Raw genomic sequence first — 26,715 nt, forward strand, 5'->3', positions numbered from 1 at the left:
TGCCACCTGCGGGCGGTTGAGCCAAATGCGGTCACGGAGAGGGAGCGAGAAATGCCAGACCTGCCGCTTGCTGGACGCCACGCGCTAATCACCGGCGGAGGCACCGGCATCGGCGCTGCCGCGGCCGCCCACCTCAGCGCGGCCGGGGCGAAACTGTCGCTGCTCGGACGCCGGCTCGAGCCGCTGCAGGTGGTGGCCGAAAGCTTCGGCGGCACGGCGATCCAGTGCGACGTGACCGATAGCGCGCGGATCGAAGCTGCCTTCAACGAGGCGCGCGGGGCGAACGGGCCGATCGACCTGCTGATCGTCAATGCCGGGATCGCCGAGAGCGTGCCCTTTCACAAGATGACGCGCGATGGCTGGGACCGGATCATCGGCACGAACCTTACCGCTGCGTTCGAATGCTCGCGCGCGGCGATCGGCGACCTGCTCAAGAGCGACAACGGGCGGCTGGTGTTCGTCGCCTCGGTGGCGAGCCTCCGCGGCGTGCCTTATGCCGCGCACTATGCGGCATCGAAGCACGGGCTACTCGGCCTGTCGCGCAGTCTCGCGGCGGAATATGCCAAGACCAACCTAACCGTGAATTCGGTCTGTCCCGGCTATGTCGATACGCCGATGACCGACCAGTCGGTGGCGCGCGTGTCGCAGATCACGGGACGCAGCGACGCCGATGCGCGCTCGGCGATCACCAACATGAATGCGAGCGGCCGGTTGGTCGATCCGGAAGCGATCGGCAACGTGATCGCGATGCTCTGCCTGCCGCTCAGCCGCGACATCAATGGTGCGGCCATCACGCTCGACGGCGGGACCAGCGCGTGAACTTCGACCCCGCATCCTTCCAGCCCCAGCATTTCCTCTGGGCCTTCGAGGATGGGGTCGCGACGATCACGCTCAACCGGCCTGAGCGGAAGAACCCGCTGACGTTCGAAAGCTATGACGAGCTTCGCGACACCTTCCGCGCGCTGGACCATTGCAGGGCGGTGAAAGTTGTCGTTGTGCGCGGCGCTGGCGGCAACTTCTGCTCAGGCGGCGACGTGCACGAGATTATCGGCCCGCTGACGAAAATGGACGCCGGCGGACTGCTGCAGTTCACGCGGATGACGGGGGATCTGGTCCGCGCGATGCGTGCCTGCCCGCAGCCGATTATTGCCGCGATCGATGGCGTGTGTGCGGGAGCTGGGGCGATCATCGCCATGGCCAGCGATCTGCGGCTAGCCGCGCCCGGGACGAAGACGGCCTTCCTGTTCACGCGTGTCGGGCTGAGCGGTGCGGATATGGGCGCCTGCGCGATCCTGCCGCGTCTCATCGGTCACGGCCGCGCGGCGGACCTGCTGTTCACCGGACGCACGATGACGACCGACGAAGGTTTCGCCTGGGGCTTCTTCAATCGGATCGTCGACGATGTGCAAGATGAAGCCGCGAAGCTCGCGGGCCAGCTCGCGACTGGTCCGACCGTCGCCCACGCCATCACCAAGCGCCAGCTCGACGCCGAATGGAACGTCACCATCGAGGAGGCGATCGAAATGGAAGCGCGGGCGCAGGCGCATTGCATGCAGACGCGAGACTTCAAGCGCGCCTACGACGCTTTCGCCGCGAAGCAGACCCCGGTGTTCGCGGGCGACTGATGGCCGACAAGAGCTTCCTCGCCTGGCCGTTTTTCGAGGAGCGCCACCGCGATCTCGCCGCCCGGCTCGAACGGTGGTGCGAGGAATGGCTGCAGGATGCGCATCCGACGGATGTCGACGGCGCCTGCCGCGGGCTGGTTGCGGAGCTTGGTCACGCAGGCTTCCTCAAGCTGACGGTTTCCGACGGCACGACACGGCCCGACGTGCGCAGTCTAGCGCTGTGCCGGGAGATTCTCGCGCGGCACCTCGGCCTCGCCGATTTCGCCTTCGCCATGCAGGGCCTCGGATCAGGCGCGATCTCGCTGTTCGGCACCGTCGAGCAGAAGCGCGAGTGGCTGCCCAAGGTCGCATCCGGGGAGGCGATTGCTGCCTTCGCGATGACCGAGCCCGGCAGCGGATCGGACGCCGCGAATCTTGGCATGTCGGCCATGCGCGACGGCAACGAATGGGTGCTGGTCGGCGAGAAGACCTACATCTCCAACGGGGGAATCGCCGACTTCTACGTGACCTTCGCCCGCACTGGCGAAGGCGAGGGGTCGCGCGGACTTTCGGCGTTCATCGTCCCGGCGGGCGCGGTCACCGTCGAGGAGCGCATCGATGCGATCGCGCCGCACCCGCTGGCCCGGCTGAACTACGATCGCGTGCGGCTGCCGGCCGACGCGATCATCGGCGAGCCGGGCGAAGGCTTCCGTATTGGGATGGAAACGCTGAACCTCTTCCGGGTAACAGTCGGCGCTGCAGCCCTTGGCTTTGCGCGACGTGCGTTGGACGAGGCCATCCGCTGGTCGACCACGCGGCGGCTCGGCACCGGCTTGCTATCGGACAACGCGGTGACGCAGGCGAAGCTTGCCGACATGGCGCTGGCAGTCGATGCGTCTGCTCTGCTCATTTACCGCGCAGCCTGGCAGCAGGATGCGGGTGGCACCGACCATCGCCGCGCCGCCGCCATGGCCAAGCTTCACGCCACGGAATCCTCACAGGAGGTGATCGACGCCGCGGTGCAGATGCATGGCGGCGCTGGGGTCACGTCCGGGGTCAAGGTCGAAGAGCTGTATCGCGAGATTCGCGCGCTCCGCATCTACGAGGGTGCGAGCGAGGTGCAGCGGCAGATCATCGCGCGCGACCTGCTGAAAGGAGCGGTAGCATGAAGATTCTGCAGCCGGCCGGCTGGCCGCGGCCCAAGGGCTATTCCAATGGTATTTCCGCGCGCGGGCGGATGATCTTCACGGCCGGCGTCGTGGGCTGGGACAAGAACGAGAGTTTTCCCGACTACACGCTGCACGGCCAGTTCGCGCAGGCGCTGCGCAATACCTTGCAGATCCTCGCCGAGGACGGGGCCGGGCCGCAGCATATCGTGCGCATGACGTGCTACGTCATCGACCGTCACGAATATGTGAATTCGCGCGACGAGATCGGCGCGGCCTGGAAGGAGCTGATGGGCCCCAACTATCCGACCATGGCACTGGTGGAAGTGAAGGGCTTGGTCGAGAGCGCGGCCAAGGTGGAGATCGAAACCACGGCGGTGGTCGAAGACGAGTGACCACCGACAGCTTCGTCCGCGACCGATTGCCGCCGCCGGAGCTGCTGCCGGAATTCCGTTTCGACCTGCCCGAACTGCAATATCCCGAACGACTGAACGCGGCCGCCGAATTGTTGAAAGGCGGTGCGGCTGAGGCGCCTGCCGTCGTCAACGACCGCGGACGCTGGACTTACGCCGACCTCGACGACTTCAGCGGCCGCATCGCGCGGCTGCTGGTTAAGGAGGAAGGTTTGATCCCGGGCAATCGCGTGCTGCTGCGCGGGCCCAATTGCTACACGATGTTCGCAGCCTGGCTAGGCGTGCTTAAGGCGGGTGGCGTAGTAGTCGCCACGATGCCGTTGCTCCGGCCAGGCGAGATCGCGATGGTAATCGACCGGGCGCAGATCAGCCACGCCATCGTCGATAGCCGCTACATCGGCGACTTCCGCGACGCGGTCGAGCAGACACATAGCGTCAAGCACATCGTAAGATATGATGGGGACTATGGTCGCGGCGAACTTGAGACGCGATGCGCCAGTCTCTCCGCGCTGCCCCCAGCAAACACAGGCCGCGATGATCCATGTATCATCGCGTTCACCAGTGGGACGACCGGCGTGCCGAAAGGCTGCGTACAGTTTCATCGCGACGTGCTGGCGCCGTGCGACACCTTCGCGAAACATCTCATCGATCCGAAGCCCGGCGACATCTTCCTGACCAGCGCGCCGATGGCGTTTACCTTCGGGCTCGGCATTACCCCGATGTTCCCGCTGCGCTTCGGCGCGGCGGCCGCCACGCTCGAACAGGCAGCGCCGGACAAGATGCTCGACGCCATCGCAAAATTCGGCGTCACCCACCTCGGCACGGCGCCGACCGCTTACAAGGCCATGCTTTCGCAGCCCGCGCTCGACGATGCGCTGAAAACAATGCGCTATTGCATCTCCGCCGGCGAACATCTTCCGGAAGCGACGTGGCGGGCGTGGAAGGACCGCACTGACATCTCGATCACCGACGGCATCGGGTCGACCGAGATGATGCACATTTTCGTGTCGGCTGCTGGCATCGATATTCGCCCTGGTTCAACCGGCAAGGCCGTACCAGGTTACGAAGCGACGGTCCTCGACGGAGCCGGCGAGCCGATGACTGAAGGCGTGGGGCGGTTGGCAATCAAAGGGCCGACTGGCTGCCGTTACCTCGATGACCCGCGACAGCGCGACTATGTCGAGAATGGCTGGAACGTCACGGGCGACACCTATCGCAAGGACGCTGACGGCTACTTCTGGTACCTCGCCCGCAGCGACGACATGATCGTCAGCTCCGGCTACAACATCGGCGCTCCGGAAGTGGAAAATGCGTTGCTGTCCCACCCGGCCGTGGCCGAATGCGCCGTCATCGGCGTCCCCTGCGCCGAGCGGGGCCAGAAGGTGAAGGCGTTCGTCGTAACCGCTGCGGATGCGGATTCCGGCGAATCTCTGGCCACCGAATTGCAGGCGCATGTGAAGGCGCAGATCGCACCTTATAAATACCCGCGCGAAATCCAGTTCGTGGACGCACTGCCGAAGACCGCGACAGGCAAATTGAAGCGCAACCGACTGCGCGACAATCCGCCCGTCGCCGACGCTTAGGGCGCCTCGACAGTTTCGATCGGCATGCCGAGCTTTTCCAGCTGCGGGCGAACCTTCGCGGCGTCGCCGACCACGATCCAGGTGAACCCCTTGGGATCGAGTGTCGCGCGGATGGACTTGTCCAGCGAAGCTGTCGTCTGCGACTGATACCGCGGAGCGAGCGTCTGATAGTAATCGTCGGGCCGGTCGAGCACGTCCATTGTCATCATCGCGCCGAGCAGCGCCGTGCCCGTTTCGAAGCGGCCGGGCAGCCCATTGACGCTGTTGGCGACCACGCGGTCGCGCTCTTCCTGGGTCACGCCGCTGGTGGTCAGGAATTGCTGGATGTCCACCTTCATCGCCGCTAGCGCGTCCCCCGTGCGGTCAGCCTGCACGGGCGCCGAGATCATATAGGGGACCGCATGTTCACTGACCGAGAAGTCGCCGTTGACGCCGTAGGACCAGCCCTTCGCTTCGCGGATGTCCATGTTGAGGCGCGACAGGAAGTTGCCGCCCAGCGCATCATTGGCCAAGTCGAGCGCCACGATGTCGCCCTTCGGGTTCACCGGAAGCAGCTGGCCGCCAACGATGCTCGACTGCGGCGCGCCCGGTCGGTTGATGAGCAGGATCTTCGGCGACGTCGGCCGAGATGGCGGTGCGGTGAAGGTCTTAATGCCTTTCGCAGTGGCCGGGGGTGTCCACTGACCGAAGCGAGCCTCTAGCAGCGGCTGAAGTTCCGCGAGCGGTCGATCCGACACTACGAAGATCTTGGCGTTGTCCGGTCGCAGCCAGCGATCGCGGAACGCGACGAGGTCCGCGCGGCCGATCTTGGCAATCGCCGCGGGGTCGCCGCCGGGCGCGCCGCCGTAGGGGTGATTCACGCCGTACAGGACCGACGGCAGAAGGCGGCCCGCAACCCGCGTCGGATCTTGCTGCTGCTGCTTGATCCCCGTCAGCGTCTGCGCCCTGATACGATCGATATCCGTTTCACGAAATGCCGGATCCTTCACGACCTCGGCCATGAGGTCGAGCGAGGGCGCGAGGTTTGGCGACAGCGCGTTCAGGGTGACGTAGGACCGGTCACCGGCGTTCGATGTTCCGACGTCCGCGCCGAGCCGCTCTTCGCTTTCCGCAAACTCCTGACTGGTGAGCTTGCCGGTGCCTTCGTCGAGCAGGCTCATCGTCATGTCCGCAAGGCCACGCGACCGGGGATCGTCGGCGGCCACGCCAGCGTCGAAGGCGAGCGCAACCTGGGTCACCGGCACGGCGGTCCGCTGCGCATATTCGAGGGCAATGCCGTTCGACAGCTTGGTGTGGACGATCGTCGGAAACTGCAGGCTGGCGGTCTGGCCGACCGGCGGCAGTGGGCGATTGCCCTTGGCCGCGCCGGCATCCTTCGCAGCCCCCTGTTTGACCGCCGCGGTCACACTCTTGGCCTCGGTGTATGCATCGCGCTCGCCCGGCGACAACGTAATTGTGAGGGCCGGGCGCCGCAGCCATTGCTGCATTTGCGTGCGCACCGCCGCCGGCGTGATCGCGGCGTAGGACGCCAAGGTGCGCTTGTAGAAATCGCTGTCGCCCGCGAATGTCTGGCCCTCGGCCAGCGTCACCGCTTTACCGCCGAAGCCGCCGATTTGCTCCAGCCCGCGGATGCGGCCGGAAACCTCGCTCATCACCGCGCGCTGAACCTCGTCCTGGCTTGGGCCCTTCGCAATATAATCGGCGACGACTTCGTCGAGGCGCTTGGCGACCAGAGATGGATCAACGCCTGGCTTCACGACGGCGCTGACGCTGAAAAGTCCCACCCGCTGCAGGGGCGTCAGGCCGGCGGTCACCCCGACTGCGATCTTTTCATCGCGTACCAGAATTCGATCGAGACGCGAGCTGGCGAGCCCGCCGAGTACGGAGCCGCCGATATCCAGGGCGGCCAGACGCTTGTCGAGGAGGCCCGGCACGGTCCAATATTTTTGAATGATCACCGTCGCAACGTGATCCTTCATCGCGACCGTCTTGGGTGCGCTGAGCGTCGGCACCGCCGCTTGAGCCGGGCGGTTCACGGGGCCGGCGGAGATGGGCCCGAAATACTTCTCGGCAAGCATGCGAACCTGGGCCGGCTTCACATCGCCCGCGACCACCAGCACTGCGTTATTCGGACCATATTTATCGCGAAACCATTGCTTCACATCGGCGAGGCTGGCCGCGTCGAGGTCGGCCATCGATCCGATGACCGTGTGGTGATATGGGTGACCGACCGGGAACAGGTTCTCGAACAATTGATACTGGACAAGGCCGCCGGGACGACTGTCGCCCTGCCGCTTCTCATTCTGAACGACGCTTCGCTGATTATCGATGACGCCTTGGGTCACGGCGCCCAGGAGGTGACCCATGCGGTCGCTTTCCATGAACATCGCCCGCTCGAGGGCGCCCGTCGGAACCGTCTCGAAATAGTTGGTGCGGTCGTTGTTGGTGGTGCCGTTGTAGTTGGTTGCGCCGATCTGCTGCAGATAGGTGAAGTAGTCGCCGGGCAGGTTTTCGGTGCCGTTGAACATCAGGTGCTCGAACAGATGCGCGAAGCCGGTTTTGCCGGCTGGCTCATCCTTTGCGCCGACGTTGTACCAGACGGTGACTGCGGCGATCGGCGCCTTGTGATCTTCGTGGACAATGACCGTCAGGCCGTTCTTCAGCTTGAACGTCGTGTGCGGGATCGTAACCTGCTTCACCAAGCCGGGGATCGGGACCGATCCTCCCGCCGCAGCGAGAACGGGCGCGGCAAAGAAGGATACAGTGGCCAGCAGCGTGAGGCGGCCAAGGCGGCTAACGGTACGCATCAGTCTGCAATCTCCGGCATTTTCGCGTAGGGCGGGGCGGGCACCTTACCCGGCAGTCCCCGGGGTGCAACGGTCCTCCTCACCACTTTTCGACGAACTGCCCGGGGCTTCGGCATGCCGGAGCACTGGAACCCGGCTGCACGTCTAAAGTTAACGATCCCGACCTGGAAATCGCCCGCGTCCGGTCTTTGGCGGTTTTTACCTAGTAAATTTATTTTCTACGCCAGACGGAACCACGCGCTTAACGACCCGTTAACCACCCGGTTTTGGGCAACAATACTTACTGGCGGAGGTCCTTTTATGCGTAAACTCTTCATGGCTGCTGCGTCCGCAGCGGCTCTTGCACTCTCGTCCGGCGCGAATGCGGCTGTCGTCGTCAACGCCGGGACGGTCACCAACCTTAATAATCCCAACCCGAGCGCCCCGGGGTCTGTTCAGGTTGAGGACGGCGTCACCACGATCAACTTCGGTCTCAACCCGATCACGGATACGTCGTTCACGTCGTCGTTCATTTTGAACAACACGCTGGCTGGCATCTATTCCGTTTCCACGAGCACCAGCTCGCCGGGCGTGACGTTCAGCGGCGGCACGATGACGCAGCTCCTGGGCTGCGCCGCAGACTTCACGGGTTGCACCACGGGAGCCGTATTCAGCCTGCTCGTTGGCACCGGCCCGGTTCCGCCCGCGGGTACGACCCTTTATCTCGCTCCGACGCAGCTTGCGGCTGGCAATTATCGTTTGACGGTCAACGGTACGGGTCCGGGTAACGGATCGTTCACCGGCAACGTCACCATCCGGCCGGCAGTCCCTGAGCCCGCCACGTGGGCAATGATGCTTCTCGGCTTCGGCGCGACCGGTCTCATGATGCGTCGTCGCCGGACGGTGCTGGCCCAAGTCGCCTAAGGCCAGTCGCCTCTAAGGCCTCCAACAGCGGCCCCGGGATGACTTCCGGGGCCGCTCTTTTGCGTCCCTGGCTTTACCGCCGGGGTGCTGGAACAGTGGCCGGGACCGGCGTATAGCCACCCAGCTGGGTCACCATCTTCTTGTACGCATCGAGGTAGGCCAGGACGATGATCTGCCCGATCTCGGTGTTCTCGTAGCCGCCGCCGCCGGCCGCGGCGAAACCGCCCCACCAGCCTGCACCGCCGCCCACCGCGAAGCTGAGGTCACGCTTGCGGAAATAACCTTCGGTCAGCGCTTCTTCCTCGGTCGTGCGGGCGTTGACGAGTGACAGCGTGACGTTCGCCTCCCCCTTCTTGACGTTGATGCCGCCCGCGACTGCGCCGACCGTGCGGCCGAAGCCACCGAAGAAACCGCCGAGCGCGCCGGCAGCCGCGCCAACGCCGCTGCCACCGCTATTCTGGTTCGCGGTCACGATGTCGGGCTGCAGGAAGTAATCCGCCGCCTTCACCTGACCCTTGCCCATGTTCGAGCCCTTTTGGAGCTCGCCTTGTTCGGCCATCGCGCGTTCCATGGCCCGGCTGCGCATCGCGCCGCCTCGGTTGACCATGGTGAAGCAACCGGATCTCTGGACAAACACCTTGATGATCGCCTCCGGGCTGCCGAGGTTGAGCTCACGCCACCATTGCTTGTCCGGCTCGACGATAGCGAGCGTCCCGAGCCGCCGCGTGCAGACCGGAATCTCAGCCATGCCTTGCGACTGCTCATTGCGGCCCGAGCTCGCCTTGGCCTGCCCGCCCCCAAATAGCGGCGCAGCAGCCACCGGAGTTGAACCAAGCGCGAGCGCAACGCCCGCGAGCAACGCGTGTTTGAACATGTTAGACCCCCTTGTCTGAATGGGCGGCCATTTATCAAAAATTAAACGCGGCAGAAACCGCCACTTCTTGCCACTCGCGGCACATCGTCGCCTGTGCTGACACGCGCCGACCCCTCTGCTAGCGCGCGCCTCAAATGACCGACCTCAGCAAAATCCGTAACTTTTCGATCATCGCGCATATCGACCATGGCAAGTCGACGCTCGCCGATCGCCTGATCCAGACAACCGGCGGCCTAACCGCGCGCGAGATGAGCGCGCAGGTGCTCGACAACATGGAGATCGAGCGCGAGCGCGGGATCACCATCAAGGCGCAGACCGTCCGCCTCGACTGGAAGGGCTATGAGCTCAACCTGATGGACACGCCGGGCCACGTCGACTTCGCCTACGAAGTCTCGCGCTCGCTGGCCGCCTGCGAAGGCGCGCTTCTCGTCGTCGACGCTGCCCAAGGCGTCGAAGCGCAGACGTTGGCGAATGTCTATCAGTCGATAGAGCACGACCACGAGATCGTGCCGGTGATCAACAAGATCGATCTTCCTGCCGCGGATCCGGAGGGGGCGCGGCAGGAGATTGAGGAGATCATCGGGCTCGACGCGAGCGAGGCGGTGCTGGCCTCCGCGAAGACGGGGATCGGGATCGAGGAGATCCTGGACGCGATCATCGCGAAGATCCCGGCGCCGAAGGGCGACCGCGAGGCGCCGCTGAAGGCGATGCTGGTCGACAGCTGGTACGACCCGTACCTGGGCGTCGTCATCCTGGTCCGCGTGATCGACGGCAGCTTGCGCAAGGGCAGCCAGGTCAAATTCATGCAGGCCGGCACCACGCACCTCATCGACCGCGTCGGCTGCTTCCGCCCCAAGATCGAGGCGCTGGCCGAGCTCGGCCCCGGCGAAATCGGCTTCATCACCGCGCAGATCAAGGAAGTCGCGGAGACGCGCGTCGGCGACACCATCACCGACGCCAAGCGGCCGGCCGCGGAGGCACTGCCCGGCTTCAAGGAAGTCCAGCCCGTCGTCTTCTGCGGCCTGTTCCCCGTCGACGCCAACGACTTCGAAAAGCTCCGCGACAGCCTCTACAAGCTCCGCCTCAACGACGCGTCGTTCAGCTTCGAGATGGAGACCAGCGCCGCGCTCGGCTTCGGGTTCCGCTGCGGGTTCCTCGGCCTCCTCCACCTGGAGATCATCCAGGAGCGGCTGACCCGCGAATACGACCTCGACCTCATCACCACCGCGCCCAGCGTCGTCTATCGCATCCACCTCAGCCACTCGAAGAACGAGGACGCGAAGACGATCGAGCTGCACAACCCCGCGGACATGCCCGACCCCAACAGGATCGAGCTGATCGAGGAACCGTGGATCGACGCCACCATCTACGTCCCCGACGAATATCTGGGCGCGATCCTGAAGCTGTGCCAGGACCGCCGCGGCATCCAGCGCGACCTCAGCTACGTCGGCACCGGCAGCCACGCCCGCGCGATGCTCCGCTACGAGCTGCCGCTCAACGAAGTGGTGTTCGACTTCTACGACCGCCTGAAATCGATCAGCCGCGGCTATGCCTCCTTCGACTATCACCAGATCGGCCACCGCGAGGGCGACCTCGTCAAGATGAGCATCCTCGTCAACAACGAGGCGGTCGACGCGCTGAGCATGATCGTCCACCGCGGCAATGCCGAAGCACGCGGCCGCGGCATGTGCGAGCGCCTGAAGGACCTGATCCCCCGCCACCTCTTCAAGATCCCGATCCAGGCCGCGATCGGCGGCAAGGTCATCGCCCGCGAAACCATCGCGGCCCTGCGCAAGGACGTCACCGCCAAATGCTACGGCGGCGACGCCACCCGCAAGCGCAAGCTGCTGGAGAAGCAGAAAGAGGGGAAGAAAAGGATGCGGGAGTACGGGAGCGTGTCGATCCCGCAGGAAGCGTTTATTGCGGCGCTCCGCATGGGCGACGACGCCTGAGCGCTTTTTTGCGTTTGAGAAGCAGAAATGGCGCCTGCAGGTCAGTCCGGGGGACTGACGGAAGCCGACATGGCAAGAAGCGGATGCGGGAATATGGGAGCGTCAGCATCCCGCAGGAAGCGTTTATCGCTGCGCTGAGGATGGGGGAGGAGTAAGCGGACTGGGATGGCGTCTCCGTGCTATGCCGCTTCCAGCAGCAGTAGCTTCGTTTCTTGTTCGTAAATCCACTGCTTATTGTGAGTTTGACGCCTATCTGAGATTCCGTAGACGCTGGCAATTTCCTCGCGCATTTCGACGTACGGTTCAGGGACGAATTGCTCTTTCAAAATCTCATAGAGTCCGCGCGCGTCAAGGCTTTGACCATTTGATGCAAGAGCGTGGAAGCGAAACAATGTCGTCACATCACCAGCGCATTCAGTACTGACTAAGGCCGCGTCGTTCGGGCGGCCTGCTCGAATTTCTAGCGAGGCCAGAGTCGCAGCGAACATTTTTCGTTCTCTATGAAAGGGAACGTGCTCAAGTGCCCACTTCGCCCTGGCCCGAGCGTCTTCTAGACGGCCCGTCCGGAGATCTAGGATGGACCTCAGTAGGAACGTTCGCCATTCATGCTTCGATGTAGGATTATCACAGTCTAGCAGCCCAAAGGCTTCATCAAATTCGCCTTTGTATATCAGGATACTCGCGTACGCATTTTGAGCAAATCGAGCGTGTGGGTTTTGACCCAGAACTTTTCGGTAAATTGCCAGAGCTTCTTCGACCCGACCCAGCCTTCTGAACATAGCTGCCCGACTGACTTCAATTCGAGAGTTGTTTGGAAAATATGTTTTTGCTCTCTCAAGTGCCGCGAGAGAGGCTTCGTAATTACCTCGATCTCGCTCGACACGCGCTAACGCAGCCAAGAAGTAGCCGTTGTAAGGAAACTTGTCTGCGCCTTCCTTGAAAACTGATGAAGCTTCTTCAAATCTTCGATCAGCTAGCAAGTTATCACCTAATGTCCGAAGGCCTTCGGCACTTTCAGGGAAATCCGCGACTATTGTTCGAGCGAGCTGAACGCCTTCTTCAATCCTGCCTTGTTCGCGTAGCAAGGACGCTAACCCGTTTCGGCTGATTAGATCGAAGGGATAAGCTTCTATAACTTCGCGGTATATTTCCTCGGCTGCTCCCAGCTGGCCGAAAGCGGTTAGCACCGAGGCTATCCCATTTTTAGGGACCACGCCGCCGTGTAGGTTGTCTACCTGCTGATATTCGTGGAGAGCCTCTTCAAGCCGTCCCATATCGACCAACGTTGCCGCATAGCCGCACCATATGCCGGGCTCATCTGGGAAGGCAGCTTTCGCGGTAGAGTAAACTTGCAGCGCTTCTTCGAAGCGGGTGAGATCTCGCAATGACTCAGCAACGCCGGCCCATGCGTAAGGCTCCTCTGGCGTGCCTTTATATTTCTCTAGCGCTGACTTGTAAGCTTCTAGTGCGTCGGTCGGTTTGTTTTGCAAACGCAAAATTCTAGCGCGCAGGGTTGCGGCGAAGGCCTCATCTCCGAACGCCTCTATCTGCTCGATGCTGTTGAGAGCCTCGGTGTATCTCCCAAAATGCACTAAGGCTTCAGCTAGGTGGCCGTATGACCATGGATCGTCGGGCTTCACGGTCGTAGATAGTTGCGCCCACTCCAAGCTGAGTTCAAAAGCCTGAAGGTCGCGAGCTGCTTTGCTGAGCTTGCTCAGCGACTTTGCCAAGTGTTCCGGCTCACTTTCACGTGACTGCGATTGGATTAGATCGGCCGCAAACTTACGAGCGCTGTCCAGATCGCCCTTTTGTATTTTTTCGATAATGCTCTGCTGCTGCGCCATCACGCGCTCGTAGGCCTTACGGTCGACCTGAGTGCGGCCATTGCCCTCGAGATATGCTGGAGCTTCTCGTAACTCATCCCAGTTGAATGAGATCTTCGGTGTTCGCTTGAAACTTGAGGTCCACTCGTTGATTATTCGTCTAGAGTTAGGATAGCTCTTAAGCTTCAAATATAAATCGAAGAGAACGCTCTCTATTCCTTTTTCCGTTTCAGCAGCTCTTACAAGATCGTAGATCAAGCCTCGATCGATCGCTTCTTGAAGTAAAGTATCCCTCTCAAATTCGTCAAATAGATCATCTGGGATGGCGTCATACGATTGACGCACCCGCACTATCGATGCTTGATGGTTACTAAATTCTAGAAAAATTTTTGATACTAGGTCGGACTGCCGGATCAGCTCAGTAATCCTGGAGAATTGGATCTGGGTAGGTAATTCATGAGCATATAATCTGTTTTCGACGTCCCGACGGACCCTTTGATCTTCGAGAAGTTCGGCTAGCGTCGTCACGAGTTCTTCGACGTCGTCTAGGCCGTCTGCAGGGTCAATCAAAAATAGAAAGAGTAGAAGCGCGCGGTCAGCCGCCCACGCTCTTTTTGTGGCCAACTGAGCTTCTTGATGACTACGGAAAGAAACTGACCTGACATCATTACACCCGGCGAAAAAGTATCGCAGCTCTTTAGGCGCACAATTCACAGGCTCTTCGTCAAGCCTCATGATCGTATAGCCATCTGGCGTCTTTACCGCGTAAAGAGCAGCCTGACCCGACACGAGAGTCTCCAACTCAGGGCTCCTCAATTTCGACTCCCATATCAACCAGCTTCTGGCGAACTCGTTTCCATATGAGCCGGTCAGCAGTGGCTTTCGGTTGAGCCGCTAGCACTACGCGCGCAATGGCCTTAGGATGGACGGGCCCATACACATGGGCCTCAATGAAGTCAGTCTCGATTTTATCGGGGTCAACCTCGAGTAGTATCGACGGGAACTCGGCTGGCGAAATGCCGGGCTGAATTTTCGGATGTAGCTTGGCCATCGCAAGCTCCGCTCTCCGCTGCCAACTAGCTCGATACCCGGGTGGAAATGGCTTGTTTGGTCGGCATGCATGACGATCACAAAAGCTGAACGGGTTCTCTTCGAACACCGTCGTTCGGTTCGAAATCATATCCTGTTTGAGGTTGATTGAGAATGCGCCGTATTTGACGACCCCCCTCCCGTCGAGAGTTATGGCTCCGAAGGTAATATTTTCGTGCACGCCGTGAGGGTGGACCATCCCTTCAACGATCGCGCGATATGGGTCGAATTCATTCTGTTCGGGCAGCCGGGCTTCGGCACCAACAAGTTTATGATAGGTTGAAATTAACGTGTTTGAGCTTTCGACAAGGGCGGCGAGGACGGCCAAGTTACGGGACACTACGACCGCTGATCCCGAAGCGGCCGTGCCAAATTGCTCTAGCTCTGCTCTGCAACCTCGAGCTTCCGTCGAGATAAGTGCGGCTCGCAAACGCTCCCGAAGCGCGGATACCTCATCTGCGGACTCCGCGGCCCGCACGTTGGGATAACCAACATCTTCCCCGCAGAGAACGCAGTTCTTTGCTGCATAGGGAATCTCTTCGGCGCAGTTCTCGCAATTCGGTAACGCGCTTGGCGCCGCCACTACTCCCCCTATCCCGAGCGATGCGACGCTACGTAAACTCAGCACGTTACGCAAATCTGCAAGTTGTTTGCGAATTTGCGGATGATCGGATCAAGCCGTTTGATCGACCTCCTCGTCTGCACCTCCGCTGCCAATATTGAATCTTTTTCGGCGCGCCGGTTCCATCAGATCCACTGACACGCAATCACCTCGCCGCGTTCTAAGCGCGTTTTTTGGATCCCGACGTAACTGATCCGCCCTACCGACGCAGTCATTCAGCACCCCAGGCGATCGGGTCCTCCCCGCGCTGCGCGCGTAGGTCGTCGATGACCCTTCTCGCCTCGGCCAGCTTGTTCGGCCCATACCCAATCTCACCAAAACTCCACCCGCTGTCGGCAGTGAGGATCATGTCGGGCTCGCGCTGGTTGGTTTTGTGCCAGGGCTCGTCGGGCTGGGGCTGCATCTCGCGGGCGAGGTCCCAGTCGATGGGAAGCTCGGTCAGGATCTCGAACGCGGCGCGCTTGCCCGCGTCGCTGGCGATCGAGCAGAGGTAGATGCGGCGGCAGCGCAGCAGCTTGTGGCGGATGCTCTCGGCCGCTTCCTCGCCGCGGCGCTCGATGCTGGCGGCGTCCTCCCACTCGCCGAGGTGGTTGAGGCGCTGGCCGGGCTGCTGGAAATTGCCGTTGACGTCGGGCTCGCTGTGGGCGGCGCTTCCGCCAGGGCGCGGCGGGGCGCCGATGCCGGGAATGAGGAAGTGGCGGGGCGGAGCGCCGGCTCGCGCCTGACGCTCGCGATCCCGGTGCAATTCCATGGCGCCGCGCCAGGCATCGCGGAAGCTCTCGCCGCCGTCCGACCGGTAGAGATGCTTTGCGCCGGAGACGTCCTTGCCCATCGCCTCGGCGGCGTGGCGCGGGGAGCCGGTGAAGGCGATGCAGGCGATCAGCTCGCGCTGGCGTTCAGGCGTCCAGCCGTCCGGCCGCTCGATCTTGCGCGGGGCCGGGGTGAAATCGAGCAAGGCGGCGATCTCGGGATCGGCGGCGAGCTGGGCGAAGGTGGGGATGTCGGGTGTGCTCATCGGCGAGGGTAAGGCACAAAAGATTCGAGTAGGAAAATCGCGGTGTGCGCAGCCGCCGCAATGCTTGGCTGACGGAAGCTTAACCGCGTTCGCCAACATGTCGTTAGGCGTCCGCGCTTAAACGGCGGCTAGCCGGCGGGGGCCGATGGAAGGCCCGGTATGCGTATGTTTGGACGATCAATCGGCGGCGGACGGCGGCGGGCGCCGCGCGAGGCGCTGCCGATTGCGGCGACGGTGAGCAGCCTGCACGAAACACGCGAAGTCAGCATCGTCGACCTGTCGGCCACGGGTGCCCGGCTCCACGGGCTGCATCTGCCGGCGGCGGGCGAGCCGGTGTCGATGTGGATGGAGACGGTGCGCGTATTCGGCGAAGTCGCCTGGATCCGCGGGCGCGAATGCGGGGTGGCGTTCGAGCCGCCGCTGCCGAGCTTCGAGGTCGAGCGGCTGAAGCGCGAGGTGCGCCGCGCGGCGCTGAATAGCGCGGGGCTCGCGGCGGTGATCGCGCCCGAACCGGGACGTCGCCGCGAAGATTCGGTTGGACTCAGAACTTAACTGCGATTAAGAAACGAGGTGAGGACGCGACTCATGCCTTCGTCGGCTGTTGAAGGACTTTAGCGAACTCTGAGCGGCCTGGCGGATGGGGCAACCCGCCGGGCCGCTTATTTTTTGCGCTGCCGGCGACGCGTCAGACGGCGCGGCAGAAGGCCGGCGGGGCGGCGGTCGCGCAGACGTCGGGCCGCGTGCGCGAGCGCTTCCAATAGTCGATCAGGCGAAGGCGCTGCGCGAGGGCCGGGAAGCGCGGGTCGTCCAGCACCGGGCGCATGTCAAAATAGAAGAAAACAATCGGGCCGGGGTAGGCCTGGGCGGCGTGCTGGGCAGCGAGGTCGAATGCAGCGGCTGACGCGCCCAGCCTGGCGAGGAGGCGCGCCCTGGGCACGGCTTCCTCGTCGGTCGTCAGGGCGAGGAGCGCCTTGACCGCCGCGGCCTTGGCCGCCGGGTTGCCCGAAGCGGCGGCGCGGAAACCCTCGATCAGCGCGCTGCGCACGGGCGCGGCGATGGGAAGCGCGGGGTCGGCGAGGCGCTTGAGGTCGCCGGTCTGCGCAGCGCCGTAAGCGGTGAGGCCCTGCGCGAAGTCGGCGCTGGGCGCGAGCTGGCTTGCGGCATCGTAATATTGGCGGGCTTCGTCCGGCTTGCTGGCGGCGGTCAGGACCTCGGCCAGGCTCAACGGTGTGTAGACGTAGAGCGCGAGCGTGTCGTTGGCGGCGCGCAACTCGTCGACGCCGTCGGCGATGCGGCCGACGTTGGCCAGCATCGAGCCGTACTGGTGGTGCTCACAGCCGCAGTCCAGGCGGCGCGCCCCGACGGCTTTTTTGAATAAAGCTTCACGGCCGAGCCAATCGTTCCGGTCGAGCAGGACGGCCTTGATGTAAAAGGCCTCGCTGTTGCGGGGGTCGATGGCGACCGCGCGATCGGCGGCTTGCCGGCCGCTGGCGCGCGCTTCGTCCGCGAGTTGCGGGGTGGCGGCGCCGAATGCGACTTTCCAATAAGATCCGGCGACGGCGGCCCACCCCCATGAGAAATCGGGCACTGCGGCCACGACGCGCTGCGCCGGCACGAGCGCCTTGCGGCCGGCGACCATGTTGGGGTCCCAATACCATTGGCAGAACTGCAAATAGTCCTTGAGGACGTCTTCCGGCAGCGGCTTGCGGTAGGTGGAAGCACCGAACAGTCCGCATCGGACGACGTTGCCCGCATCGACCGCGACGTGCCGTCCGACCGCTGCGGTCTCGCGCCCGTCATAGCTGAATGTATTCGACCAGAGGGTCGTGCCCGAACGCTCGTTGGTGAGGCGGGCGATGACGCGAATGGCGTCGCCGTCGCGCTGAATCGTCCCGCCGAGCGCAAAGGCGGGCGCGGAGCCGGAAGGCGGCGCCGGCGCGGTGGACACGCCGACGACGCCATCCTTGTTGAACGCCGCAATGACTTCGTCGCCGACGGCATCCGGCAACGTGGCCGGCAAATCGTTCGACAACAGTTTGAAGCCTGCCAGCCGCACCTCCATCGGGTGCGTGCCCGCAGGCGATGAGCGTGAATTGAAAAACCAGAGGGCCGCCGCGAGGATCAGCGCGAACGCCACGATGCCGGCCACCGCCAGTGGACGCGACCAGATCCTTCCCGGTCGAAGCGGACTCGCGGGTTGATACTCCTTTGCTGGCGCGCTCCCGGATATCTCACCGATGCGGGCCGCAAGCAGATCGATGGATCGATCGTAACCGACGAAGGCATCGATCCACTGGCGCGTCGACAATTCGTAGGCGAAGGCGTCGCTCGGTTCGACATTCTCGATCCTCAGGGTCAGCACCGGCACCCGATAACGGCTCGCCAGCGACAGCTCTTTCTTGATCTCGTCGCTGTCATTCGCTGCCTTGGAGAAGACGAGGACCACGGCGCGCGCGTTGCGCAAGGCCCGGACGATCGCTTCCTGGTAATTCTCCCCGGGTGCCACGTCGCGGGTGGAGATCCAGCAATCCGTGCCGCGCCTCTCCAGCGCCGCGCAGACAGCCAGCGCCTGCTTACGATCGGCGGTCGCATAGCTGACGAATACCGGTCGCGACGTGCGCCGCTCACTTGCGATGACGGGATCGGGTTCGTTCACGGCGTGCCCCTGACCGAGTTAGCCTGCCTTAGATGAAATGGGGGACGGCGAGAAGCCAACGCGAAAGCGCGAGCAAGTGACCTGCACCAAAGCCGCCATTGTTTCCTTAAGTGAGCGCCGCATGATCGATGCATGCAAAACGGAACCGACGCCCGCGCAATCGTCGTTGGCAGCACCGGCGGCATCGGCGCCGCGTTGGTGCGAGAATTGTCGGGGCGGGGCTTCGGCGTCACCGGGCTCGCGCGCCGTCCGGCGTGGGCCGGCGACATTGCAGTCGACCTGACCGATGAGCGGAGCCTTGAAGCCGCCGCGGAGCAGCTTCGGGCGCGAGCACCATTCGATATCATTCTGGTCGCTACCGGCCTCCTCCACGACGGCGACCTTCACCCGGAAAAGTCACTGCGTGAGGTCGATCCGGCGCATCTGCTGAAGTCCTTTGCCGTGAACAGCGTCGGACCGGCACTCGCCGCCAAACATTTGACGCCTTTGCTTCCGAAAGCTGAGCGCGCGATTTTCGCTGCCTTGTCCGCGCGGGTCGGCAGCATCAGCGATAACCGGCTCGGCGGTTGGTACGGCTACCGAGCGTCAAAAGCGGCGTTGAACATGATCATCAAAACGCTGGCGATCGAGCTTGCGCGTTCGCGGCCAAAGGCGATCTGCGTCGGCCTGCATCCGGGAACGGTGGACACGCAATTGAGTGCGCCATTCCAAGCCAGAGTCGCCGCTGGCCGGCTGTTCACTCCGGATCACGCCGCGCACCAGCTCATCGAGGTGATCGACGCGCTGACGAGCGGCGACAGCGGGCAGTGCTTCGACTGGGACGGCAAGCCGATCGCGCCCTAGTCGCGGCGTCCGATTTGCACGTGACGCTTCAATTTCCCTCGATTAGCCTGCGTTGGCGCAACCCGGCCGCCGAACCGCGGATTGCGGCTGAGGAGTTACTTATGCGTGCCGTCCGCGGCCTTACGATGCTCGCCGCCTTGATTCCCTCCGCCGCCCAGGCCGAGTGTCAGATCACCAAGTTCCTCGAGATACCGGTGACCATGCGCGGCGATCGCGCCATCGTTTCCGCCAAGATCAACGGACAAGATGCGCAATTCATTCTCGACAGCGGTGCTTTCTTCAGCACTTTGTCGCGCGCTTCGGCAGCGGCTTACGGCCTTAAGCTCGAGCCGCTTCCACCGAATTTCCGATTGATGGGCATCAATGGCGCGACCTCCGCGTCCATGACGACTGTGCAGAGCTTCTCGCTGGGCGGCGCGACCCTGCCCAAGATCGACTTCATCGTCGGGGGGACGGACACCGGCCAGGTCGGCCTGCTGGGCCAGAATTTCCTCGGGCTCGCGGACGTCGAATATGATCTGGGGCACGGGAAAGTTACGCTGTTGCGGTCGCGCGGATGTCAGATCGGCGATTTGCCCTACTGGGCGGGGACTCGACCAGTGTCCGTGCTGCCGATCGAAGCGCGGACGGCTCGCCAGACAAAGACCATTGCCACCGTGACAGTGAACGGGGTCAAGCTTCGCGCGATGTTTGACAGCGGTTCGCCCGGGTCGGTGCTAACACTCGCCGCGGCGAAGCGGGCAGGGATTACACCCAACAGCCCGGGTGTCGTCGCCGCCGGATTCGCAACGGGGCTGGGTAGCCGCACCGTGCGCAAATGGGCGGCGACCTTCGACCGGGTCATCGTCGGCGGCGAATCGATCCCGAAGCCCAAGATCATGATCAGCGACGCGGAGTTCGGGGACGCGGACATGCTGATCGGCGCCGACTTTTTCCTCACCCACCACATCTATGTTGCGAACAAGATGGGCAAGTTGGTGATGACCTATGAGGGAGGCACGGTCTTCGGTGTGTCGTCGGACGGCGCGTCGGATGAGACAGGCAAACCGCTGGACCTGACCGATCGGTCTGCTGCTCCAACCGATGCAGAGGGCTTTGCCCGACGGGGTGCCGCAGCGATGTCGGGCCGCCGGTTCGAGGAGGCGATTGCCGATTTCAATCAGGCTATTGCCCGAGCGCCTGCGGAGGCACGTTTTCTGCGCCAGCGCGCCGCCGCGCGCCTGGCAAACCGGCAGCCCCTGCTTGCCGCGGCCGACCTGGACAAGGCCTTATCGATCGCCAGCGATGACATCGAAGCGCGGGAGATGCGGGCTGCGCTCAAGCTCGGGACGCGTGACCCTGACGGCGCCCGCGAAGACATACTGGCGCTCGACAAACTACTCCCGCCCACCTCGGGGGCACGGCTTCAGTTGGCGAGCATGGCCGATGCTGCGGGGCTTCAGGAGGTGGGTCTTGCCAATGAGAATGCTTGGCTGAAGTCGCATCCCGAAGATGCGCAGCGCCCCACGGCTTTGAACGGCCGTTGCTGGGCGCGGGCACAGTTGAATCGCGAACTCAAGGAAGCGCTGGCCGATTGTAACGCGGCGCTGAAGGCTCGGCCTAACACGGCCGGTTATCTGGACAGCCGCGCGCTGGTGAAACTCCGGCTGGGTGACCTCGCAGGCGCGCGGGCCGACTATGACGCGGCGGTGCAGATTCAACCGCACAATGCCTGGAGCCTGTTCATGCGAGGTGTGGCCAAGCGTCGGGCCGGCGACGCGGCAGGCGGAGAGGCAGATCGTCGAGCGGCGCTAGCAATTGCGCCCGACTTAGCTCGGCGCGCCGCGAAGATCGGGATTTCGGAATAGCCTTGGGAGAAAAGCGTCGATGCTCGGTCGGCTGATCCTAGCCGCCAAGCATTGCCGCACACAGCTCCGGCGGAACCGCCGCGCCAAGGACGCGGCGCGCTCCGCGTGGCTCAGAAGGATTCGCGCCTAGGCCGTGCGCGGCGACTGATTTGTGGCCGCGCTTTTGCGACGGCGAACGACCATCCCGATCGCGCCGAAGCCGAGCAGCATCATCGCCCATGTGCCGGGCTCAGGAACGCTGCCAACGCCCGTGTCGAAGAAGTCAATATGGGACCAACCCGGGTTATTCGGATACAGCGTGCTCAGGTTGATCGTGCCCGACGTAATCGGGTTGGGGTCGTAATAGAGGTTGTAGCCGTTGGCTTGCGAGATGCCGAAATAGTGGATTACGGGGTCGCCCGCGCCGGGCGTGTAGAGAAACGACAAGCTGTTGTTCGCCGCATTGTAGGTGATTGCAAAATCGGACCCCGTCACGGTCGAGAAGAGCGTCGAGACCTCGGTCCCGCCCTGTCCGAAGTTGGCGTTGGAATCGATGCGCGCGATGAGCGGCGAAGAGCCCGCGGTTCCCGGATTGCCCTGCACGACCGTTCCGCTGGTGGTGGCGAAGCAGTTGTTGATGCCGCCGGCCCCGCCGCAGACGTTTCCTGTGAAGCTTCCAATCAACGTGGGTGCGGCAAGCGCGGGCGCGGCCCCAACCATGGTGGCGACGGCCGCGGCACCCAATAGGGCGGAATTACGCATGATACCTCCGAGTCCCCGACCGGCGAAGTTCCGGCTGGAACATGGTTAACTCTTTGTAAATTGGCTTGTTCCAGCGGTCGGATTAAATTTGTTGAGCGCGCTTATTTAGCCGGGGCGGAGGTTGCGCGGCTCGGCCGAAGGTGAGACGAAGCCGCGGATGCCCGCCGATTTCGAAGGCCGTATTCTCAGTGCGTGGCCGCTGCACGAGCGGCAACGAGTCTTCGAAATGGGCTGCATCATCCAGTCGCCGGCGATTGGCCTCGCCGAATTGGCGGCGCGGCAGGCGCTCGGGCAAAGATCCGCTGGTTGGTGGGAATGCGAGCTTGCCGATGATCGGCTGACGTGGACAGCGGGCATCTACCGGATTTTCGGTTTTCAGGACGGTGCTCGGGTGGCCCGCAGCGATACCGTCGCCTGTTACGTTGAAGATTCGCGGGTGAAGATGGAACGGCTGCGGTCCATCGCCGTCAGCGCCGGCTCCGCATTCGTGCTCGATGCCCAGATCCGGCCCGCCGACGGGGAAGCGGACCGATGGATGCGCCTAATGGGTACGGCGGTCCGCGGAGAAGACGGGCTCGTAACCCATCTTCAGGGCCTGAAATTCCAGATCTGAAGCTTACGCCAGCTTCTCGGCGTAGATCATCCGCCCACCGGCCAAACGGCGCATCACATCATACTGGCTCTGGCGGCTCATCGCGAAGCAGCCCTCCGAGCGGCCGAGCTTGCCATGCAACGGGATCATGTCGTCCTCGGCATACCAGGCATTGTGGATGACGATCGCGCGCGGCTCAGCATTGTAATTGCTCATGTCGAGCCCGCGGACTTTCATCGAAAGCCCGTACTTGCCGTTGTAATAGTCGCCGGTGAGATAGGCGCCGTTGGAGCTCGCGTAGGAGCCGAAGTCGTTCGAGAAGCGCTCGACGAAGCCCGAATGATCGGGATCCGACCCGCGGCCGTGCGCGACGCGGTGACTTTCGACTTCACCGCTCAGGAGGTTTACGACGTAAAAGCGCTCTTCGCTGGACGGACGATTGAAGTCGACAACGCCGATGGAATCGCGCGGATAGACGCGATGGGCATCGAGCGCGGCCTTGGCCTTGGCGAACAGCTGCGGGTCGATTCCGCCCGGAGCGGAGGGCGTCAGCACCTGGGCGGCCGGCGGCGGCGCGAGCGGTGCGAGGGGGTCGGGAGTCGTCGGCAGGACCAGCGACGGCAGGACGCTCGAACTTGCGGCAGTAGAGATGATCGCCCCGGCAGCGCCATAAGCGCCCAGACGCAACATTTCCCTACGGTTGAACGACATCCGTTACCCTCCCGGTGAAACGGAGGGTTTATCAGTGAAAGGGTTAACTGCGCATAACCCAAAGCTTGCGGTTTCCGCTTCTATCGTGCTGAGCCAACGGTTCGCCGCAAGTTACGCGATTGATTCAAGAATTCGGCACGGGTTGAACGGCTTGGATGCGGCTGCTACAGGGCCCCCGCCGCCGAGGTCAGCCTCTGGAGGCCGATAGCTATTGCATGAGCCGCCGCTACGGGTGTTCGTCCGCCGGGGTGAAGCGGTTCTCTACAGAAGGGATTGTGACGGGTTTTTATGCAGATCATCGTTCGCGACAATAACGTCGAGCAGGCGCTGCGCGCGCTCAAGAAGAAGCTGCAGCGCGAGGGCGTCTACCGCGAGATGAAGCTGCGCCGTCATTACGAAAAGCCGTCGGAAAAGCGTGCGCGCGAGCGTGCTGCCGCCATCCGCCGCGCCCGCAAGCTCGAGCGCAAGCGCGCCGAGCGCGAAGGTTCGCGCTAAGCCTTAGCGCCGACCCGTGTCCGTCGCCGAAGCCGCTGATCGTCCCGCTCATCGCGGCCGGGCTGCCGCGTTGTGGATCGGGTTTCTCCTCGTCATTGCCGCCGGCATCGGGCTGGCCTGGATCGGTGCCGGCTCCCTTCGGCCGGTAGTCACCGAAAGCGGGCTCCAGTTCCGCACCGTGAAGGCGGGCAAGGGTGAGCCGATCGGCCGCGCCGACGCGGCGCTGATGGATTATGTGCTGACCGCCGACGACGGCACGGTGATCGACAGCAGCGAATCGCACCAGGGCCCGCAGCCGTTCACCATGGATCAGGTCTTCCCCGGCTTTGCCGAGGCGATGACGCGGATGAGCGAAGGCGGCGAGTATCGCTTCACCATGCCGCAGAAGCTGGCGTTTGGCGCGGGTCCGCCGCCGCCTGGCTTCCCCAAGGACAGCAAGCTTACGTTCGACGTTCGGGTCCGGAAGATCGTCCGCGGCGGCGCCGCGATGATGCAGCAGATGCAGGCACAGCAGGGGCAGGGTCAGCAGGGGCAGCCCCAGCAATAGGCTCGCGTGCCGGATCGACGACCGCTGAGTCGTGATCCTCTCGTTCGGCCTGCTGCTTGCTGAGATCGACCAGCACGACCTTCAACGTCGCCAGGATCGGATCCGCGAAGAGCAGGCCGAGAATCCCGAATAGCGCGCCCATGAGCAACTGCATTGCCAGCACCAGCGCGGGCGGCAGATCCACTGTCTTGCGGGCGATGTAGGGCAGGACGAGATAGCCATCGATGTTCTGCACCAGGAAATAGACGACGATCGCGTAGATGCCCTGATGCGTGCCGGCGCTGAAGCCGACGGCAACCATCAGCAAGCCGCTGGTGATCGCGCCAATGTTGGGAATGAAGGCGAGCACGCCGGTGACGAGCCCGAGCAAGGCGGCCATTGGCACCCCGCCAAGCGTCAACATGATCCAGGTGAAGACGCCTTCAAATACCATTCCGACGAGGCGGCCGAACAGAAGGCGGCGAAGCGTGAAACCGACATGTTCGGCAATGCGATAGAAGCCGGCGCGGGCGCGCAGCGGCAACATCCAGGCGATGCCGCGGTCGTAGATGCGCGGCTCGGCGGCGATGAAGATGCCGATGACGAGCATGGCGATGGCACTGGCGACGGCGCCGAGCACGCTGCCCACTGCTGTAGTCAGACGGCCGACGGAACCGAGCAGCTGACTGCCGAGATCGGTCGGCGGCCCCTTAGGGATCAGGCCGAGCGATCCGGCGAATTCCATGAGGCGGTTGAATTGCTGCGTGACGACGGCGCGGAGCGTCTCGAACTGGGCGCCGATGGTCGTGCCGGCGAAGTAGATTACCCAGCCAAGAAATCCGAAACCGAGCAGCAGGACGAGCAGAAGCCGCCACCCGCGGGCGATCGGCAGGACGCGGCCGAGCAAGCGGACCCCGCCGTCGAGCAGCACGGCGAAAATTGCGCCGCCGATGATCAGCAGCAGCGGCTGGCCGAGGACAATGACCCCGGCGATCGCCAATGCCATGCCCAGCCAGACGGCCGCCTTGGCCAGCTCACGCCGGACAAAGGGATCGCGGAACTCCGCCGGGCCGGGCCGCTCGACGTGCGGCTCAACGGTCAGCGGAGACTTGGCCATCAGCTATTCCGGAGAGAGGTTCCGGCCCGTCCGTGACGCAGCGCCTTGAACCAGGTCAACGGGTTCCACCACACGGTCGAGCCGTCGAGCGAGAAGGTGATGAACTCGGCGCGGCCGCCGATATTTTCGAGCGGGACCGGACCGCCGAGGCCGCCCTGCCATTCGGGAACGCGGCTGTCGGCGGAATCGTCGCGGTTGTCGCCCATCAGCCAGACGTGGCCCGCGGGGATGGTCACCGGTCCGAAATTGTCCTCGGCGGACTGGCCGAGTTCGACCGTCTCATAGGTGCGGCCGTTGGGCAGCGTCTCACGCACGACCGGCACGCGGCAATAGGGCTTTCCGTCCGGTCCCTGGACGCGGAAGTCGTAGAGCGCGGGGTCGCTGCTGGAACCGCACGGAGAGTTGATGTCGATCGGCACCATGTCCGGCGCCAGCGGCTCGCGCTTCACCAGCTGGTCGTTGATGATCAGGCGGCCGTCGATCATGCGCACCGTGTCTCCGGGCAAGCCGATGACGCGCTTGATGTAGTCGCTGCGCTGGCCCGGCGGGGTGACGATGACGATGTCGCCACGCTCGGGCGTGCGGCCGAACAGCCGGCCCTTTATCGGCGGCAGAACGTGAAAGCTCGGAGAGACCCAGGACCAGCCATAGGGATATTTGCTGACCACCAGCCGGTCGCCGGTGAGCAGGCCCGGCATCATCGATTCCGATGGGATGTAGAACGGCTTGGCGATGAAGCTGTGGAAGGCCAGCACGGCCAGCAAGACCCAGAGCAGGCCCTTGATCTCGCGCCACAGAGCGGCGCCTTTGCTTTCCGGCTGGGCTGGAGCGGCGGCGGCCGGTTGTTCCGTGGTCGCCTCGGGGGTCGTGTCGCTCAATTACAGCTCCAGCTTGCGGGCAGTCAGGATAACGAAGGCCTGGGCCCAAGGGTGATCGTCGGTCATCGTCAGATGTATGTCGATGGCGTGGCCCGCCGGCGCAAGGGCGTCAAGCCGCGCGGCTGCCCCGCCGGTGACGATGATGGTGGGCGCTCCAGAGGGCGCGTTGACCACGCCGATGTCCTTCATGAAGACACCGCGCTTGAAGCCGGTGCCGACGGCCTTGGAGAACGCCTCCTTGGCGGCAAAGCGCTTGGCGAGCGTCCCCGCCGCGGTGAACGGGCGGCGCGCGGCCTTGGCCTGCTCGACGTCGGTGAAGACGCGGTTGAGGAAGCGGTCGCCGAAGCGGTCGAGCGAATTCTGGATCCGCTCGATGTTGCACAGGTCCGAGCCGATGCCGACGATCACCGCGCCGCCATCTTCGTAAAAGCCCAAGTCGCTAAGCGTGCAACAATCAC

24 protein-coding genes are annotated in these 26,715 nt (G+C 63.5%); 13 read left to right on the forward strand and 11 right to left on the reverse strand.

From position 1 onward, the window contains the following. Window positions 1-51 precede the first annotated feature (51 nt). The 5 genes from QU596_RS10315 to QU596_RS10335 are packed head-to-tail and all read left to right on the forward strand — an operon-like array spanning window position 52 to window position 4,766. Entirely contained in the window at window positions 52-819 is a 768-nt protein-coding gene (locus tag QU596_RS10315; RefSeq protein ID WP_308515428.1) for an SDR family NAD(P)-dependent oxidoreductase, read from the forward strand. Continuing rightward, the gene (locus QU596_RS10320; protein WP_308515429.1) at window positions 816-1,625 is read left to right on the forward strand and encodes an enoyl-CoA hydratase family protein; all 810 of its coding nucleotides are present in this window, start codon (window positions 816-818) and stop codon (window positions 1,623-1,625) included. Before QU596_RS10315 ends, QU596_RS10320 begins: the two co-directional genes overlap by 4 nt. After that, entirely contained in the window at window positions 1,625-2,773 is a 1,149-nt protein-coding gene (locus tag QU596_RS10325) for an acyl-CoA dehydrogenase family protein (RefSeq protein WP_308515430.1), read from the forward strand. The genes QU596_RS10320 and QU596_RS10325 overlap by 1 nt, the downstream gene beginning before the upstream one ends. Then, window positions 2,770-3,165: a RidA family protein gene (locus tag QU596_RS10330; protein WP_308515431.1), complete on the forward strand. Its 396-nt coding sequence runs from the start codon at window positions 2,770-2,772 to the stop codon at window positions 3,163-3,165. Before QU596_RS10325 ends, QU596_RS10330 begins: the two co-directional genes overlap by 4 nt. Beyond that, window positions 3,162-4,766 carry an AMP-binding protein gene (locus QU596_RS10335; protein WP_308515432.1) on the forward strand — a complete coding sequence of 535 codons (1,605 nt, stop codon included), beginning with the start codon at window positions 3,162-3,164 and terminating at the stop codon, window positions 4,764-4,766. The genes QU596_RS10330 and QU596_RS10335 overlap by 4 nt, the downstream gene beginning before the upstream one ends. Here the strand turns inward: QU596_RS10335 and QU596_RS10340 are convergent. Further along, the gene (locus QU596_RS10340; protein WP_308515433.1) at window positions 4,763-7,573 is read right to left on the reverse strand and encodes a M16 family metallopeptidase; all 2,811 of its coding nucleotides are present in this window, start codon (window positions 7,571-7,573) and stop codon (window positions 4,763-4,765) included. The genes QU596_RS10335 and QU596_RS10340 overlap by 4 nt on opposite strands. Window positions 7,574-7,873: 300 nt before the next feature. Here QU596_RS10340 and QU596_RS10345 point away from each other — a divergent pair, with 300 nt between their 5' ends. Further along, complete coding sequence (locus tag QU596_RS10345) at window positions 7,874-8,476, forward strand: FxDxF family PEP-CTERM protein (RefSeq protein WP_308515434.1); 603 nt, start codon at window positions 7,874-7,876, stop codon at window positions 8,474-8,476. Window positions 8,477-8,549: 73 nt separating this feature from the next. On the opposite strand, the gene QU596_RS10350 is transcribed toward QU596_RS10345, so the two are convergent. Beyond that, window positions 8,550-9,350 (reverse strand): CsgG/HfaB family protein, encoded by an 801-nt coding sequence (locus tag QU596_RS10350; RefSeq protein WP_308515435.1) that lies wholly within the window; start codon window positions 9,348-9,350, stop codon window positions 8,550-8,552. Between the two features lie 134 nt (window positions 9,351-9,484). On the opposite strand from QU596_RS10350, the gene lepA reads away from it, so the two are divergent. Beyond that, window positions 9,485-11,302 (forward strand): translation elongation factor 4, encoded by a 1,818-nt coding sequence (lepA, locus tag QU596_RS10355; protein WP_308515436.1) that lies wholly within the window; start codon window positions 9,485-9,487, stop codon window positions 11,300-11,302. Between the two features lie 179 nt (window positions 11,303-11,481). Here the strand turns inward: lepA and QU596_RS10360 are convergent, their stop codons facing one another. The 3 genes from QU596_RS10360 to QU596_RS10370 all read right to left on the reverse strand — a co-directional run bounded on the left by QU596_RS10360 (window position 11,482) and on the right by QU596_RS10370 (window position 15,851). Next, complete coding sequence (locus tag QU596_RS10360) at window positions 11,482-13,926, reverse strand: tetratricopeptide repeat protein (RefSeq protein WP_308515437.1); 2,445 nt, start codon at window positions 13,924-13,926, stop codon at window positions 11,482-11,484. A gap of 1 nt (window position 13,927) precedes the next feature. Next, window positions 13,928-14,842 carry a hypothetical protein gene (locus tag QU596_RS10365; RefSeq protein WP_308515438.1) on the reverse strand — a complete coding sequence of 305 codons (915 nt, stop codon included), beginning with the start codon at window positions 14,840-14,842 and terminating at the stop codon, window positions 13,928-13,930. Window positions 14,843-15,047: 205 nt separating this feature from the next. Next, on the reverse strand, window positions 15,048-15,851 hold the full coding sequence (locus tag QU596_RS10370; protein ID WP_308515439.1) for a hypothetical protein: 804 nt from the start codon (window positions 15,849-15,851) through the stop codon (window positions 15,048-15,050). Between the two features lie 159 nt (window positions 15,852-16,010). On the opposite strand from QU596_RS10370, the gene QU596_RS10375 reads away from it, so the two are divergent. Continuing rightward, window positions 16,011-16,403, forward strand: coding sequence for a PilZ domain-containing protein (locus QU596_RS10375; RefSeq protein WP_308515440.1), 393 nt, complete (start codon window positions 16,011-16,013; stop codon window positions 16,401-16,403). A 133-nt stretch (window positions 16,404-16,536) separates the two neighbouring features. On the opposite strand, the gene QU596_RS10380 is transcribed toward QU596_RS10375, so the two are convergent. Then, window positions 16,537-18,507, reverse strand: a complete 1,971-nt coding sequence (locus QU596_RS10380) for a TIR domain-containing protein (protein ID WP_308515441.1) — start codon at window positions 18,505-18,507, stop codon at window positions 16,537-16,539. Between the two features lie 132 nt (window positions 18,508-18,639). Between QU596_RS10380 and QU596_RS10385 the strand changes: the two genes are divergently transcribed. Beyond that, window positions 18,640-19,350 (forward strand): SDR family NAD(P)-dependent oxidoreductase, encoded by a 711-nt coding sequence (locus tag QU596_RS10385; RefSeq protein ID WP_308515442.1) that lies wholly within the window; start codon window positions 18,640-18,642, stop codon window positions 19,348-19,350. A gap of 101 nt (window positions 19,351-19,451) precedes the next feature. Continuing rightward, window positions 19,452-21,197, forward strand: coding sequence for an aspartyl protease family protein (locus QU596_RS10390; protein ID WP_308515443.1), 1,746 nt, complete (start codon window positions 19,452-19,454; stop codon window positions 21,195-21,197). Between the two features lie 126 nt (window positions 21,198-21,323). Here the strand turns inward: QU596_RS10390 and QU596_RS10395 are convergent, their stop codons facing one another. Further along, window positions 21,324-21,938: a PEPxxWA-CTERM sorting domain-containing protein gene (locus QU596_RS10395; RefSeq protein ID WP_308515444.1), complete on the reverse strand. Its 615-nt coding sequence runs from the start codon at window positions 21,936-21,938 to the stop codon at window positions 21,324-21,326. 157 nt (window positions 21,939-22,095) lie between these two features. Here QU596_RS10395 and QU596_RS10400 point away from each other — a divergent pair, with 157 nt between their 5' ends. Continuing rightward, the gene (locus QU596_RS10400; RefSeq protein ID WP_308515445.1) at window positions 22,096-22,551 is read left to right on the forward strand and encodes a hypothetical protein; all 456 of its coding nucleotides are present in this window, start codon (window positions 22,096-22,098) and stop codon (window positions 22,549-22,551) included. 3 nt (window positions 22,552-22,554) lie between these two features. Here QU596_RS10400 and QU596_RS10405 read toward each other — a convergent pair whose 3' ends face one another. Next, a complete protein-coding gene (locus tag QU596_RS10405) occupies window positions 22,555-23,241 on the reverse strand; it encodes a murein L,D-transpeptidase catalytic domain family protein (RefSeq protein ID WP_308515446.1) in 687 nt (228 codons plus the stop codon). A gap of 288 nt (window positions 23,242-23,529) precedes the next feature. Between QU596_RS10405 and rpsU the strand changes: the two genes are divergently transcribed. Together rpsU and QU596_RS10415 are read left to right on the forward strand one after the other, a co-directional pair. Then, window positions 23,530-23,736 carry a 30S ribosomal protein S21 gene (gene rpsU, locus QU596_RS10410; RefSeq protein ID WP_192588663.1) on the forward strand — a complete coding sequence of 69 codons (207 nt, stop codon included), beginning with the start codon at window positions 23,530-23,532 and terminating at the stop codon, window positions 23,734-23,736. A 16-nt stretch (window positions 23,737-23,752) separates the two neighbouring features. Next, window positions 23,753-24,283: an FKBP-type peptidyl-prolyl cis-trans isomerase gene (locus QU596_RS10415; RefSeq protein ID WP_308515447.1), complete on the forward strand. Its 531-nt coding sequence runs from the start codon at window positions 23,753-23,755 to the stop codon at window positions 24,281-24,283. Here QU596_RS10415 and QU596_RS10420 read toward each other — a convergent pair. The 3 genes from QU596_RS10420 to acpS are packed head-to-tail and all read right to left on the reverse strand — an operon-like array spanning window position 24,177 to window position 26,665. After that, a complete protein-coding gene (locus QU596_RS10420; protein WP_308515448.1) occupies window positions 24,177-25,379 on the reverse strand; it encodes an AI-2E family transporter in 1,203 nt (400 codons plus the stop codon). The genes QU596_RS10415 and QU596_RS10420 overlap by 107 nt on opposite strands. After that, on the reverse strand, window positions 25,379-26,257 hold the full coding sequence (lepB, locus tag QU596_RS10425) for a signal peptidase I (RefSeq protein WP_308515449.1): 879 nt from the start codon (window positions 26,255-26,257) through the stop codon (window positions 25,379-25,381). Before lepB ends, QU596_RS10420 begins: the two co-directional genes overlap by 1 nt. After that, a complete protein-coding gene (acpS, locus tag QU596_RS10430; RefSeq protein ID WP_308517984.1) occupies window positions 26,258-26,665 on the reverse strand; it encodes a holo-ACP synthase in 408 nt (135 codons plus the stop codon). Window positions 26,666-26,715: the final 50 nt, after the last annotated feature.

The sequence above is a fragment of the Sphingomonas flavescens genome (assembly GCF_030866745.1).
GTDB lineage: Bacteria > Pseudomonadota > Alphaproteobacteria > Sphingomonadales > Sphingomonadaceae > Sphingomicrobium > Sphingomicrobium flavescens.